At 69.6% G+C, this 12,721-nt stretch carries 13 protein-coding genes and 1 tRNA gene; 4 read left to right on the forward strand and 10 right to left on the reverse strand.

Features of this window, described 5'->3' with window-relative positions:
- Positions 1-284 precede the first annotated feature (284 nt).
- The 5 genes from rplA to ACFXJ8_RS02405 all read right to left on the reverse strand — a co-directional run bounded on the left by rplA (position 285) and on the right by ACFXJ8_RS02405 (position 2,926).
- Positions 285-1,004, reverse strand: a complete 720-nt coding sequence (rplA, locus tag ACFXJ8_RS02385) for a 50S ribosomal protein L1 (RefSeq protein ID WP_379641981.1) — start codon at positions 1,002-1,004, stop codon at positions 285-287.
- A 71-nt stretch (positions 1,005-1,075) separates the two neighbouring features.
- Positions 1,076-1,507 carry a 50S ribosomal protein L11 gene (rplK, locus tag ACFXJ8_RS02390; protein WP_327087736.1) on the reverse strand — a complete coding sequence of 144 codons (432 nt, stop codon included), beginning with the start codon at positions 1,505-1,507 and terminating at the stop codon, positions 1,076-1,078.
- Between the two features lie 184 nt (positions 1,508-1,691).
- A complete protein-coding gene (gene nusG / locus ACFXJ8_RS02395; protein ID WP_379641982.1) occupies positions 1,692-2,477 on the reverse strand; it encodes a transcription termination/antitermination protein NusG in 786 nt (261 codons plus the stop codon).
- Positions 2,478-2,528: 51 nt separating this feature from the next.
- Positions 2,529-2,777 (reverse strand): preprotein translocase subunit SecE, encoded by a 249-nt coding sequence (gene secE / locus ACFXJ8_RS02400; protein WP_183650941.1) that lies wholly within the window; start codon positions 2,775-2,777, stop codon positions 2,529-2,531.
- Between the two features lie 76 nt (positions 2,778-2,853).
- A tRNA-Trp gene (locus tag ACFXJ8_RS02405) sits at positions 2,854-2,926 on the reverse strand.
- A 164-nt stretch (positions 2,927-3,090) separates the two neighbouring features.
- Here ACFXJ8_RS02405 and ACFXJ8_RS02410 point away from each other — a divergent pair.
- Positions 3,091-4,293, forward strand: coding sequence for a pyridoxal phosphate-dependent aminotransferase (locus tag ACFXJ8_RS02410; protein ID WP_379641983.1), 1,203 nt, complete (start codon positions 3,091-3,093; stop codon positions 4,291-4,293).
- A gap of 57 nt (positions 4,294-4,350) precedes the next feature.
- Here the strand turns inward: ACFXJ8_RS02410 and ACFXJ8_RS02415 are convergent, their stop codons facing one another.
- Genes ACFXJ8_RS02415 through ACFXJ8_RS02435 form a run of 5 tightly spaced genes read right to left on the reverse strand, consistent with a single transcriptional unit; the run spans position 4,351 to position 8,248 of the window.
- Positions 4,351-5,706, reverse strand: a complete 1,356-nt coding sequence (locus ACFXJ8_RS02415) for a hypothetical protein (protein WP_379641984.1) — start codon at positions 5,704-5,706, stop codon at positions 4,351-4,353.
- Positions 5,699-6,193, reverse strand: a complete 495-nt coding sequence (locus tag ACFXJ8_RS02420; protein WP_379641985.1) for a SigE family RNA polymerase sigma factor — start codon at positions 6,191-6,193, stop codon at positions 5,699-5,701. The genes ACFXJ8_RS02415 and ACFXJ8_RS02420 overlap by 8 nt, the downstream gene beginning before the upstream one ends.
- Positions 6,194-6,247: 54 nt before the next feature.
- Complete coding sequence (locus ACFXJ8_RS02425) at positions 6,248-6,823, reverse strand: hypothetical protein (RefSeq protein WP_379641986.1); 576 nt, start codon at positions 6,821-6,823, stop codon at positions 6,248-6,250.
- A 31-nt stretch (positions 6,824-6,854) separates the two neighbouring features.
- Complete coding sequence (locus ACFXJ8_RS02430) at positions 6,855-7,757, reverse strand: PASTA domain-containing protein (protein WP_379641987.1); 903 nt, start codon at positions 7,755-7,757, stop codon at positions 6,855-6,857.
- Positions 7,754-8,248, reverse strand: a complete 495-nt coding sequence (locus ACFXJ8_RS02435; protein WP_379641988.1) for a SigE family RNA polymerase sigma factor — start codon at positions 8,246-8,248, stop codon at positions 7,754-7,756. Before ACFXJ8_RS02435 ends, ACFXJ8_RS02430 begins: the two co-directional genes overlap by 4 nt.
- A 62-nt stretch (positions 8,249-8,310) precedes the next feature.
- Here ACFXJ8_RS02435 and ACFXJ8_RS02440 point away from each other — a divergent pair, with 62 nt between their 5' ends.
- The 3 genes from ACFXJ8_RS02440 (at position 8,311) to ACFXJ8_RS02450 (ending at position 12,530) form a co-directional block, all read left to right on the forward strand.
- Positions 8,311-9,336 (forward strand): adenosine deaminase, encoded by a 1,026-nt coding sequence (locus tag ACFXJ8_RS02440; RefSeq protein WP_379641989.1) that lies wholly within the window; start codon positions 8,311-8,313, stop codon positions 9,334-9,336.
- Positions 9,337-9,520: 184 nt separating this feature from the next.
- Positions 9,521-10,255 (forward strand): class I SAM-dependent methyltransferase, encoded by a 735-nt coding sequence (locus tag ACFXJ8_RS02445; RefSeq protein WP_379641990.1) that lies wholly within the window; start codon positions 9,521-9,523, stop codon positions 10,253-10,255.
- Positions 10,256-10,664: 409 nt separating this feature from the next.
- On the forward strand, positions 10,665-12,530 hold the full coding sequence (locus ACFXJ8_RS02450) for an acyl-CoA dehydrogenase family protein (protein WP_379641991.1): 1,866 nt from the start codon (positions 10,665-10,667) through the stop codon (positions 12,528-12,530).
- Positions 12,531-12,721 lie beyond the last annotated feature (191 nt).

A 12,721-nucleotide genomic window follows, 5' to 3' on the forward strand; every position in this document is an offset into this window, starting at 1 on the left:
CGGACGGGGGCGGCGGGCTGCCGGCGGGCGTCGCGAGGGGCAAGCGACGGCCTGTGGCCGGCCGTCCGTAGCGGCGGGAGGCGGCGGCTCCCGAGGAGCGTCCCCTGGACGGACTGCCACCACAGGACCACGGAGGCGCCTGACCCCGCTGTGCCGTACAGACCGAGGAACGCCGGTCGTCCGCGCGCACGAGCACGCCGGAACAGCAGAAGGCCGCAGAGGGCGAGAAAGCGGAAGACCCCCGCAGGACATCCTGCGGGGGTCTTCCGGCGAGAGAAGGGAGATCAGCCCTCGAGCTCGGCGGTCAGCGCGCGAGTCACGTTGGGGTCGACCGGGACGCCCGGGCCCATCGTGGTGGAGAAGGTGACCTTCTTCAGGTAACGCCCCTTGGCCGCGGACGGCTTGAGACGCAGCACCTCGTCAAGGGCGGCGGCGTAGTTCTCGATGAGCTGGCGCTCGTCGAACGACGTCTTGCCGATGATGAAGTGGAGGTTCGCCTGACGGTCGGTGCGGAACTCGATCTTTCCGCCCTTGATGTCGGTCACGGCCTTGGCCACGTCCGGCGTCACGGTGCCGGTCTTGGGGTTCGGCATGAGACCGCGCGGGCCGAGGACACGGCCCAGGCGGCCGACCTTGCCCATCAGGTCGGGGGTGGCGACGACGGCGTCGAACTCGTTCAGGCGGTTGCCCTTGGCGATGTCGTCGATCAGCTCGTCGGCGCCGACGATGTCGGCGCCGGCCTCGCGGGCAGCCTCGGCACGGTCACCGGTCGCGAAGACCAGGACCCGGGCGGTCTTACCGGTGCCGTGCGGGAGGTTGACCGTGCCGCGCACGATCTGGTCGGCCTTGCGAGGGTCGACACCCAGCCGCAGCGCCACCTCAACGGTGGCGTCGAACTTGGTGGTGGTGGTCTGCTTGGCCAGCTTCGCGGCCTGGGCAGGGGTGTAGAGCTTGTCGCGGTCGACCTGGGCCGACGCGTTCTTGTGCGCCTTGCTGCGCTTCACTTCGGGTCTCCTCGGTGGAGTCTGTGGTCGCGGGCCAGCGCGTGGCCCTCCCACGGTGGAACAGGATGGACTTACTCAGCGACGGTGATGCCCATCGACCGGGCGGTGCCGGCGATGATCTTCTCAGCGGCCTCGATGTCGTTGGCGTTGAGGTCGGGCATCTTGGTCTCGGCGATGCTGCGCAGCTGCTCGCGGCTCAGCTTGCCGACCTTGTCCTTGTGGGGAACCGCAGAGCCCTTGTCGAGGCCGAGCGCCTTCTTGATCAGCTCAGGCGCCGGGGGCGTCTTCGTGATGAAGGTGAAGCTGCGGTCCTCGAAAATGGTGATCTCAACGGGGATGATGTTGCCCCGCTGGGCCTCGGTGGCAGCGTTGTACTGCTTCACGAAGTCCATGATGTTGACGCCGTGCGGACCGAGGGCGGTACCGACCGGCGGGGCGGGCGTGGCCTGGCCAGCGGGAAGCTGGACCTTGACCAGTGCCGCGATCTTCTTCTTCGGAGGCATGTGTCCTTCTCCGGGTCCTGATCGTGATGCGGTCCGCGCGCGGGTGCGGGCGGACATGTCGGAAGGCCGCCCTTCGCGAGGGACGGCCTGCCGAACGTCGTGTCGACGAGAACGTGTGACGCGATCCTCGGCGGCTAGCGCACTGCCGGGGTCACGCGTTCCCCATCGAGTGTATGCGAGCCGGTCAGATCTTCGAGACCTGGTTGAACGACAGCTCGACCGGGGTCTCGCGGCCGAAGATCGACACCAGCACCTTGAGCTTCTGCGACTCGGGGCTGATCTCGCTGACCGAGGCGGGCAGCGTGGCGAACGGGCCGTCCATGACGGTGACCGACTCGCCGATCTCGAACTCGACCGTGGGGCCCGTGGCGGTCTTGGCGGTGGCCTTCTTGGCCTCCTCCGTCGGCTCGGGCGCCAGCAGCTTGGCGACCTCGTCGAGGCTGAGCGGGCTCGGCTTGTTGGAAAGGCCGACGAAGCCGGTCACACCTGGCGTGTTGCGCACGGCGGCCCAGGACTCGTCGGTGAGGTCCATGCGCACGAGCACGTAGCCGGGCAGCACGCGCTCCTTGACCGGGACCTTCTTGCCGCTCTTGAACTCCTGGACGGTGTGCGTGGGCACCTCGACCTGGAAGATGTAGTCCTCCATGTTGAGCGACACGTTGCGGCTCTCGATGTTGGACTTCACGCGGTTCTCGTAGCCGGCGTAGGAGTGGATGACGTACCACTCGCCGAGCTGGCCGCGCAGCGAACGCTTGAACTCCTCGACGGGGTCGACGTCCTCCTCGACCTCGACCTCGGCCGCCTCGTCGACGGTCACCGGAGCCTGCTCGGCCTCCTCGGTCTCCTCGACCTCGGCGTCGTCGGGCTCGTCGGCCTCATCGAGCTCGGTCTCCTCGACCTCGTCGATGGCCTCCTCAGCGGCGACGTCGTCGTCCCACTCCTCGCGAGGGGTGTCTGAAGTCTCGGACACGGTGACTTTTCCTCTTTCGTCGAATCGAATGGTGCCCTGTCAGGCGTCGGGTCAGCTGCCGCCGAAGATCCGCAGGACGCCCTCCGTGAACAGGGCGTCAAGCCCCGACACGATCGCAACCATGATCAGAACGAATACCAGAACGACCGTGGTGTAGGTGATGAGATCCTTACGCGTCGGCCAAATGACCTTGCGCAGCTCGTTGACGACCTGCCGATAGAAAAGGGCTGGTGAAGTGCGCTTCTGCTTCTTCTCGCCGCTCGGCTTGCCTGCGGTCTCGCTGTGCGTGTCGATCGCCACAGTCCTCACCTGATCTGTCGTATCCAACGCAGTTGCGCGGCGCGCTTGCACGCCTTGCTGCGCGGACCGCACTCAGCAGGGCAAGAGGGACTCGAACCCCCAACCGCCGGTTTTGGAGACCGGAGCGCTACCAATTGCGCCATTGCCCTATGTCGTCAACCACACTACATCGATTGACCGCTTGCCCGGACCGATCACCACATCGACATGCGGCGGCAGGACCATGCGAAAGTGTACGGGGGAATGACCGCTACGTCGAACCAAAACACGATCGCCCAGGTCGCGACGGCTTGCCCGCACTACGATGGTCGTCATGTCCAGCCGCATCTCCGCACGCATCTCCGCGATCTCAGAGTCCGCCACGCTGGCCGTCGACGCCAAAGCGAAGGCGATGAAGGCGGCAGGCCGCCCGGTCATCGGCTTCGGCGCGGGCGAGCCCGACTTCCCGACGCCCGGCTACATCGTCGATGCTGCCGTCGAGGCGGCGCGCGAGCCGCGCTTCCACAAGTACACGCCCGCCGGGGGCCTGCCCGAGCTGAAGCAGGCGATCGCCGCCAAGACCCTGCGTGACTCCGGCTACGAGGTCGACGCCTCCAGGGTCCTGGTGACCAACGGCGGCAAGCAGGCCGTCTACCAGGCGTTCGCCACGCTCCTCGACCCCGGCGACGAGGTCCTGGTCGTCGCGCCGTACTGGACGACCTACCCGGAGGCGATCAAGCTGGCCGGCGGCGTGCAGGTCGACGTCGTCACCGACGAGACGACCGGCTACCTGGCCTCGGTCGAGCAGCTGGAGGCGGCCCGCACCGAGCGGTCCAAGGTGCTGCTGTTCGTCTCGCCGTCCAACCCGACCGGGGCGGTCTACTCCCGCGAGCAGGTCGAGGCGATCGGCAGGTGGGCGGCCGAGCACGGCCTGTGGGTCGTCACCGACGAGATCTACGAGCACCTCGTGTACGGCGGCGCCGAGTTCACCAGCATCGCCACCGCCGTCCCCGAGCTCGGCGACAAGGTCGTCATCCTGAACGGCGTCGCGAAGACCTACGCGATGACCGGCTGGCGGGTCGGCTGGCTGATCGGCCCCGCCGACGTGGTGAAGGCCGCGACGAACCTGCAGTCCCACGCCACCTCCAACGTCGCCAACGTCTCCCAGATCGCCGCGCTGGCCGCCGTCTCCGGCGACCTGTCGGCGGTGGAGGAGATGCGCGAGGCGTTCGACCGGCGGCGCAAGACCATGGTCAGGATGCTCAACGACATCCCGGGCGTGGTGTGCCCCGAGCCGCTCGGCGCCTTCTACGTCTACCCGTCGGTCAAGGCGCTGCTCGGCAAGGAGATCAGGGGCAGGCGCCCGCAGACCTCCGCCGAGCTGGCCGAGCTGATCCTGGAGGAGGCGGAGGTCGCGGTCGTTCCCGGTGAGGCCTTCGGCACTCCCGGATACTTCCGCCTGTCCTACGCGCTGGGCGACGACGACCTGGTCGAGGGCGTCAGCCGCCTGCAGAAGCTGCTCTCCGAGGCGAGCTGAACCGCCGGAAGGGCCGGCCCGGCCCTTCCGGCGACCGATCCGCGTCGCAGGTCGTCGTCATGCCGTTCCACGAGGGGCGACGCGGACGCCCCGCGCGATGTCCATGAGGTCGTTGGCCAGGTCGTCGCTCAGGTAGACGCGGACGCCGTACCCCGGCCTGACCGTCCACAGCACCATCCGCCCCTTGGGGTCGCCGTCGGCGCCCACGACCCTGCCCGTGAGCGCGCGGCGCCCGCCCACCATGGTGTCGGCCAGGTCAAGGAATCGCTCGTCGGTCGGCCACGACACGTGGGACAGGCGCCGCACGGTGCGGGCCCGCTCGCCTCTGACCACCTCGATCGAGATCCCGCTGCCCGCCCGGTTCCACGACCTGCCGCGACCGTCGAGACCGCCGTCTCCTCCCGCCGTGAACCCCGGCGGGAGGTGGGTGACGGTCACTCCCTCGAAGCTCACCGGAAGACCCCGCGAGGCCGGAACGGGGGTGATGCCCGCGAGGATGCGGTCGATCTCGGGCTCCAGGTTGCCGCTCACTCTCAGGGCGAACCCGAGCCCCGGCTGCTGCAGCCACAGCCGGCCGATCAGCCGGCTTCTGGGCCCGTTGCGGTAGCCCGGTTTCCCGTTGACGGTCGTTCGGGAACCGTTCAGCCAGTCTCCAGCACTCCACGCGGCGAGTCGGTCCAGCGAGGCCGCGTGTCTGCCCCTCACGGCGACCAGCGTGACCTGCCTTCCGTCCGCGCCGGTCCACGTCTTCGCCGTCTCTCCGTCGCTCCTCGTGGCGATGTCATGGAGGTGGACGCGGGGCGGGAGGTAGGAGACGCGCGTGCCCTCTACGACGCCGCCCGCCGGCCCTGTGGGGTCGATCAGCGCGAGCTCCTCGGCGATCATGCGCAGCTCTGCGATGTGGTTGGCGCCGACCGTCACCCTGAGCAGCAGTCCCGGCCGTTCGGCCCAGAGCAGGTCACTGCCGTCGTCGGAGGTCCTGGCGTTCCTGCCCCGTATGGACGTCCACGTCTGTCCGGCCATCAGCCCCCGCGTGTCGGGGTCGCCGGTCTTGCCGTACCTGCTCACCCGAACGAGGTCGTCGCCCGAGCTCCAGGTGAGCGTGCCGGCCAGCAGCTCGCCGGCGCCCGACGAACCCTGCACCGGCTTGCCCAGCCCTGGGGGCACGTGGCGGACCTTGACGTCGTCGAGGCGGCCGGTGGTGCTCGGCGTGGTGGCCACCCGCTGCTCGTCCCGCGGCACCAGCACCCATCCGGCCAGTGCCAGCGCCAGCGCGGCCACCACCGCCACAACCCTTCGCCTGGTACGGCGACGCCGCCGCGAGAGCCGTACCACCTGCTCCACCAGGTCGGGTGCGGCGGAGAGGTAGGCGCTGTCCTCGGCCATCGCCTGCCTCAGCTCGATCTCAAACATCGCTGGGCACCTCCTCCACGACGATCAGCGCGCGCAGTTTGGCCAGCGCCTTGGCGGTCTGGCTCTTGACGGTGCCGACCGAGCACCCGAGGGTCTCGGCGGTCTGCGCCTCGGTCAGGTCCTCCCAGAAGCGCAGCACCACCACCGCGCGCTGCCTGGGCGGTAGCAGGCGCAGCCCGGCGGCGAGGACCTGCCGCAGCTCGACACCCGAGTCCACGCCCGCGACCGGCACCTCGGGGAGCGCGCCCGTCGAGATGATCCGCACGATCGCGCGGCGGCGGGCGCGGCTGATCGCGGTGTTGACGATGATGCGCCTGACGTAGGGCTCGGGGTCGGCGTCCTTGCGCAGGCGGTGCCAGCTGCGGTAGGCGCGCTCCAGCGCGGTCTGCAGGACGTCCTCCGCCTCCTCGCGCGACCCGCAGGCCAGGTGCGCGAGGCGCAGGAGGCTGGTGCCGCGCGCCGCCACGTAGTCGGCGAACGCGATCACTCGGTGGTCTCCATACCCCTTGTACGCCTGGGCCCGCGGAAGGGTTGCCTGGGATTACGCGGGCGACCGTACGGAGGCCGCCAACAGGGTGAGCGATTCGGCGAGGGTGTCGCTGACGCGGATCCACGCACCCGTCCCTGTGCGTTCCAGCCAGACGATCATCATGCCGCCGCTCGGGTGCCTGCCGACGACGGCGGGCTTGCCGCGGACGGTCGTCTCGCGGGGCGAGGTGACGGTGGCCCGCTGCCGGTAGGTGTCCCAGTCGGCGGCGACGGTCCCGTGCTCGACCTGCACCTCGACGAACGCGGAGCCCGCGGCGTAGCGGGCCCAGCCGCCCTCGACGCCCGGCTCGGGTTCCACGGCGCCGCCGCCCGTGCGGGTCAGCCCGGGCGGCAGGTAGGTGAGCCAGAAGTTGTCGGCGACGACCGTGATGCCGGGAGCGGTCGGGGTCGGGGCCTGGGACGGGATCGGGGTCGGCGGGGCGGGGGTGGCGACAGCGGACGTCGCGACGCGCCCGAACCCGGAGGAGAAGATGGCGTAGATCGTTAGAACGGACACCCCCAGGGCGGCGAGAGCGAGCGCGGCCCGCCGTCCTCCGCCCTGGTCGGCGACTAACTCGTCAGGCGCCATACCTCCTTAATGCCCACCTTCTCCTCGAAGGTCACTTCGAGGAGCGCACCCCTTCGGCGATCTTCTTCAACTCGGCGGCGATCTCCTCGTTGCTGAGCTTCCGGGCTCTGGACGGGTTCATCGCCACCTCGACGGCGAGCTTGTCGGTGACCCTGAAGCCGAGGGTGGGCGTGCAGCAGGACTCCTCGCGCGGCTGTGCGCCGAGCCTGCCGTAGTCGCTGTCCGCCTTGACGTCGGCGAGGTAGCCCTTCTTCCCCCCGATGTCGACGTGCTCGACGGCGTCGCGCTGGAGGAGGGCGTCGACGCGCTCGGCGGTGCGTCCCTCGTGGACGAAGACCTGGATGCCGTAGTAGCCGTTCGGCTCATCGGGCAGGTCGTAGGTCGTGGTGTAGGTGGTGCCTCCGGACCGGCCCTCCCACTTGTTGGATGACTTGCCCCACGACAGGTCGTCCGGCAGGTAGTCGAGCGTGATGCCGCCGAACGTGCGGCCGTCGCCCAGGAGGCCGAGCTCGTTGCGCTCTGTCACGCGCAAAAACAGCCGGACCGTCGAGCCGGGGGCGACGTCCGCGCCCGCCTTCGGACTCTGCAAGCCCACCTTCTCCGTGCCCGACACCTTCTCACCGACGAGGTCGGCCGCCCGCAGCGCCGCCTGCGCCTCCTCGAACGTCATGTTCATCACGTCGGGCACGGTCACCTGGGTCACCACCCGCACGGTGCTGTTGGCCACGCCGCTCGGCTCGGGCCCCGCCGTCACCGCCTGGTAGACCGGTGCTCCCGCGGCCAGTACGGCGGTGGCCATCACGGCGCCTGCCATACGGAATCTGATGACGTGTCCCCTGTGCTTCCTGCGCACGCCCGCGCCCATCGTGGGCGGCGCCTTGACCTCGGACACGCTCGCGGCCATGGCGTCCGCGAGGGCCTCCTCCACCTTCATACGAGCACTCCTTCCTTGATGTTCTCGCGGATTCTGGCGAGCCCCCGCGCCGCCTGACTCTTCACCGTGCCGAGCGAGCAGCCGAGCAGCTGGGCCGTCGCGTGTTCGCTCATGTCCTCCCAGTAGCGCAGCACCAGCACGGCCCGCATCCGCACGGGCAGCTTGCGCAGCTCGGCGATGAGCGCGTCCCGCAGGTCGAGATCGGGCGTCCTGGCCTCGGTCTCGGGCGGCCTGGAGAACGTGATCTCCTGAATGATCTTGCGGCGGCGGGCGGCGGAGATGGCCGCGTTCACCACGGTCCTGCGCGCGTAGGCGTCGGGATTGTCGTGCCTGATGCGCGACCAGTGCCGATAGACCTTCTCGAGCGCGTGCTGCACGAGGTCCTCCGCGTCGTGCTGCGTCGCGCCGCAGACCAGGATGGCGGTACGCAGCAGAGACGTGCTTCGGGCGGCCAGGAACTCGTCGAAAGCCGCCTCATCTTCTTCCTTCATCAGCGAGGTCCCCTTTCGCCCCTCCCAACGCGTCAACCCCACGGCGGGTTGAGTGGCACCATATGGAAATGCCACGTCCGCTCGCCTCGCTGCCCAAGGCCCACCTGCACCTGCACTTCACCGGGTCGATGCGGCATTCGACCCTGATCGAGCTGGCCAGGGAGCAGGGCCTGCACCTGCCCGACGCGCTGGAGGAGAACTGGCCGCCCCAGCTCCACGCGACGGACGAGCGGGGCTGGTTCAGGTTCCAGCGCCTCTACGACATCGCCAGGTCGGTGCTGCGCCGCGAGGAGGACATCTACCGCCTCGTGCGCGAGGCGGCGCTGGACGAGGCGGCGGAGGGTTCGGGCTGGCTGGAGATCCAGGTCGACCCGTCGGGGTTCGCCTCCAGGTTCGGCGGGCTGACCGCCACGCTCGAACTGATGCTGGACGCCGTCGGCAAGGCCGCGACGGAGGCGAAGATCGGCATCGCGACGGTCGTGGCGGCCAACAGGACCAGGCACCCGCTCGACGCCAGGACCCTGGCCAGGCTCGCCACCCAATACAGGGACAGCGGCGTGGTCGGCTTCGGCCTGTCCAACGACGAGCGGCGCGGACGGGCCCGCGACTTCGACCACGCGTTCAGGATCGCCAAACGCGCCGGGCTGATCGCCGTGCCCCACGGGGGCGAGCTGCTCGGCCCCGAAAGCGTCGAGGAGTGCGTCTACGACCTCGGCGCCGACCGGGTGGGCCACGGCGTGCGGGCGGCCGAGTCGCCGCGGCTGATGGAACGGCTGGCCGACAGGCAGATCTGCTGCGAGGTGTGCCCGACGTCGAACGTGGGGCTCGGGGTGGTCGCCGACGCGTCGGAGGTGCCGCTGCGCCGGCTGTTCGACGCGGGCGTGCCGATCGCGCTGGGCGCCGACGACCCGCTGCTGTTCGGCTCGCGGCTGCTGGCGCAGTACGAGCTGGCCCGCGACGTCTACGGGTTCTCCGACGCCGAGCTCGCCGAGCTGGCCAGGCAGTCGATCAGGTCGTCGAGCGCGCCGGAGCCGCATCGAAAGGAGCTGCTGAAGGGTGTGGACGACTGGCTCGCCTCACCGGAGTGAGGTGGCGATCCGCAGCGCCCGCTGCTGGCGCGGTGAGCGACCAGCGCCTCGTAGGCGGAAAGGTCGCCGTCCATGGGCTGGGGAGATTCCATCGCACGAACACGGCTTCCGTCCATAACGTGAATCCCCGCGGTGGTCGGGCACTAGACTCGGGCGGACCGGCTTTGCATGGAGGAACGGACATATGTCATCTGGGTACGACCGCGTGGTCCAACCTGCCGCCGGCGACGAGGCCCTGGAGAACCACCTCGGCGGCGATGAGGCGAAGAACTACCGGCAGTACGAGTTCGACATGGTCGCCCCCCACGTCGGCCGCTCGATGCTCGAGATCGGCTCCGGGCTCGGCCACTTCGCCGAGCAGTTCCTGCCGCGCCTTGACCGGCTCGTGGTGAGCGACTTCGACCCCTACTGCGTGGAGCAGCTGCGCAAGCGCTTCGCCGACCGCTCCGAGATCGACGTGCTGCACTTCGCCCTCCCGGACCGCGTTCCGATGGAGGAGAAGGTCGACACCGTCGTGATGATGAACGTCCTCGAGCACATCGAGGAGGACGCCGAGGCGCTGCGCTCGCTGGCCCGCGTCGTCAAGCCTGGCGGCCGGATCATCATCTGGGTGCCGGGCTACATGCAGCTCTACGGAGACTTCGACAAGAAGGTCGGCCACGTCCAGCGCTACACGCCGAAGACCCTGCGCAGCTCGGTCGCGAAGGCGGGGCTCGACATCGACGTGCTGAAGCCGATCAACTTCCTGGGCGGCATCGCCTGGTGGGCGGCCGTGCGCCGCGGCGGCGTCGGCTACCCCGACCCGCGCCTGGTCAAGATCTACGACCGGACCGTGGTGCCCGCGACCCGCCTGATCGAACGCTTCATCCGCCCCCCCTTCGGCCAGACGGTCTTCTGCGTCGCCCGCGTGCCCGCATAGCCACTCCGGCTTCTCCTGGGCGCGCGGCTCTCTGCTTCCTTCCGTCTGTACGGCACGCCACACCACGGCCACCGGGGTCACTCGGTGGCCGTCCGTCTTTCACGCGTACTCCAGCAGGACTCCGGCCGCTCGCCGCAACGTCGCCCGTAAACCCGGCCCGCCGCGCCGCTTGCCGAAGCCGCCACGCCAACGACCCTGTCGTCTGCCGCCCCAGCCCCGCACGCTCGTCGGCCGTCTCCCTGGAGGGACGCCGACCCCGCGCCGAGGGTGGGCTTGACCCGGCTTGCCGTACAGACTCCGAAAAAGCCGCACCCCGCACCTCGGGGAGGATTCGCCACGAGATCGGGGATGGTCGGGGGTAGGGAGTGGGGTGAGAATCCGAAGAAAGCGGTAGACGGAGGCGGCCGTTATGACCGAGTACGCGCAGGCGAGAGAGGTGGCCGAGCAGGCCAGGCAGGCCGCTTGGGAGCGGCCGAGCTTCGGCAGGCAGCTCTTCCTCGGGGACTTCAGGCTTGATCTGGTGCACCCGATCCCCGAGCTCGGCGAGGCCGCCACCAAGAAGGGCGAGGAGTTCGTCAGGGCGCTGCGGCACTTCCTCGACCGGCATGTGGATCCCGCGGAGATCGAGCGGACCGCGGTGGTGCCCGACCGGGTGATCAAGGGGCTGGCGGAGCTCGGCGCGTTCGGGATCACGATCGAGGAGGAGTACGGCGGTCTCGGTCTGTCCCATCTCTACTACAGCCGTTCGCTCATGCTGGTCGGCTCCTACTGTCCGGCGCTGGCGGCGCTGCTGTCGGCGCACCAGTCGATCGGGGTTCCGCAGCCGTTGCGGCTGTTCGGCACCGAGGAGCAGAAGCGGGAGTTCCTGCCGCGGTGCGCGCGTGGGGAGATCTCGGCGTTCCTGCTGACCGAGCCGGACGTCGGCTCCGATCCGGCGCGGCTGTCGACGATCGCGACCCTGGTCGGCGACGAGTACGTGCTCGACGGCGTCAAGTTGTGGACGACGAACGGCGTGCTGGCCGGCCTGCTGGTCGTGATGGCGAGGACGCGCGGGAAGATCAGCGCGTTCGTGGTCGAGGCGGACTCGCCGGGCATCACGGTGCAGCGGCGCAACGCGTTCATGGGCCTGCGCGGCATCGAGAACGGCGTGACGAGGTTCGAGGGTGTCCGCGTCCCCGCGCGCAACAGGATCGGCCGCGAGGGCGAGGGGCTGAAGATCGCGCTCACCACGCTGAACACGGGACGGCTGTCGCTACCCGCCATCTGCGCGGGCAGCGCCAAGTGGGCGGCGAAGATCGCGCGCGGGTGGTGTTCCGCGCGGGTGCAGTGGGGGCGCAGGCTCGGCGAGCACGAGGCGGTCGCGACCAAGCTGGCCTTCATCGCCGCCACCGCCTACGCGCTGGAGGCGGTCATGGACGTGTCGAGCAGGCTGGCCGACGACGAGTCGACCGACATCAGGATCGAGGCCGCGCTGGCCAAGCTGTTCGCCTCGGAGATGGCGTGGCGGGTGGGTGACGAGCTGGTCCAGATCAGGGGCGGGCGCGGCTACGAGACGGCCGAGTCGCTGGCGGCGAGGGGCGAGCGGGGTGTGCCCGCCGAGCAGGTCCTGCGGGACCTGCGGATCAACCGGATCTTCGAGGGTTCGTCGGAGATCATGCGGCTGCTGATCGCGCGGGAGGCCGTGGACGCGCATCTGTCGGTCGCGGGCGAGCTGATCGATCCCGGCGCCTCCCGGCAGGACAGGACGAGGGCGCTGAAGCGGGCCGGCGCCTTCTACGCCAGGTGGCTGCCCGGCCTGGTGGTCGGACACGGCACGCTGCCCGTCTCCTACGGCCGCTTCGGCCCGCTGGCCCACCATCTGCGGCGGGTCGAACGCGACAGCCGGAAGCTGGCCAGGTCCACCTTCTACGCGATGTCCAGGTGGCAGGGTGGTCTGGAGCACCGGCAGGCCTTCCTCGGCAGGGTCGTCGACATCGGCGCAGAGCTGTTCGCGATGACCGCGGCCTGCGTGCGGGCGGAGGAGGATTCGCGGGACCTGGGCCGCCGTCCGGTGGAGCTGGCCGACGCGTTCTGCCGCCAGGCGAGCGACCGGGTGGACGCGCTGTTCGACCGGCTGTGGCGGAACACCGACGCCCAGGACGCCAGGCTCGCGCGGTATGTCCTCGACGGCAGATACACCTTCCTCGAGGAGGGCGTGCTGGATCCGTCCGTCGACGGGCCGTGGATCGCGGCGCCGACCGGTGACGAGGACGTGCGACGCCATTTCGATGCTTGATGAGTATCGCCACGACGCTTGTTCCGTGCACAATCGTGCAGAATGCTGTGGTCTGGTCTAGACCGGTGGAGGCCTTTTCGCGGCGATGGCGTTGCCAAACCGATACCATCCGGTATAGACCGGCTGGCTAACACCGGCTTACTCTGACGCAAACGCGTGGAGCACGTGGCTCCCGCACACCCGAATCCCCT

Source organism: Nonomuraea sp. NPDC059194 (assembly GCF_042754765.1).
GTDB lineage: Bacteria > Actinomycetota > Actinomycetes > Streptosporangiales > Streptosporangiaceae > Nonomuraea.

Bases quoted from the DNA above. Each gene is read 5' to 3' on its own strand.
- rplK (WP_327087736.1), bottom strand. From the start codon at position 1,507: ATGCCTCCGAAGAAGAAGATCGCGGCACTGGTCAAGGTCCAGCTTCCC.
- ACFXJ8_RS02410 (WP_379641983.1), top strand. From the start codon at position 3,091: ATGTCCAGCCGCATCTCCGCACGCATCTCCGCGATCTCAGAGTCCGCC.
- ACFXJ8_RS02415 (WP_379641984.1), bottom strand. From the start codon at position 5,706: ATGTTTGAGATCGAGCTGAGGCAGGCGATGGCCGAGGACAGCGCCTAC.
- ACFXJ8_RS02425 (WP_379641986.1), bottom strand. From the start codon at position 6,823: ATGGCGCCTGACGAGTTAGTCGCCGACCAGGGCGGAGGACGGCGGGCC.
- ACFXJ8_RS02430 (WP_379641987.1), bottom strand. From the start codon at position 7,757: ATGAAGGTGGAGGAGGCCCTCGCGGACGCCATGGCCGCGAGCGTGTCC.
- ACFXJ8_RS02435 (WP_379641988.1), bottom strand. From the start codon at position 8,248: ATGAAGGAAGAAGATGAGGCGGCTTTCGACGAGTTCCTGGCCGCCCGA.
- ACFXJ8_RS02440 (WP_379641989.1), top strand. From the start codon at position 8,311: ATGGAAATGCCACGTCCGCTCGCCTCGCTGCCCAAGGCCCACCTGCAC.
- ACFXJ8_RS02445 (WP_379641990.1), top strand. From the start codon at position 9,521: ATGTCATCTGGGTACGACCGCGTGGTCCAACCTGCCGCCGGCGACGAG.
- ACFXJ8_RS02450 (WP_379641991.1), top strand. From the start codon at position 10,665: ATGACCGAGTACGCGCAGGCGAGAGAGGTGGCCGAGCAGGCCAGGCAG.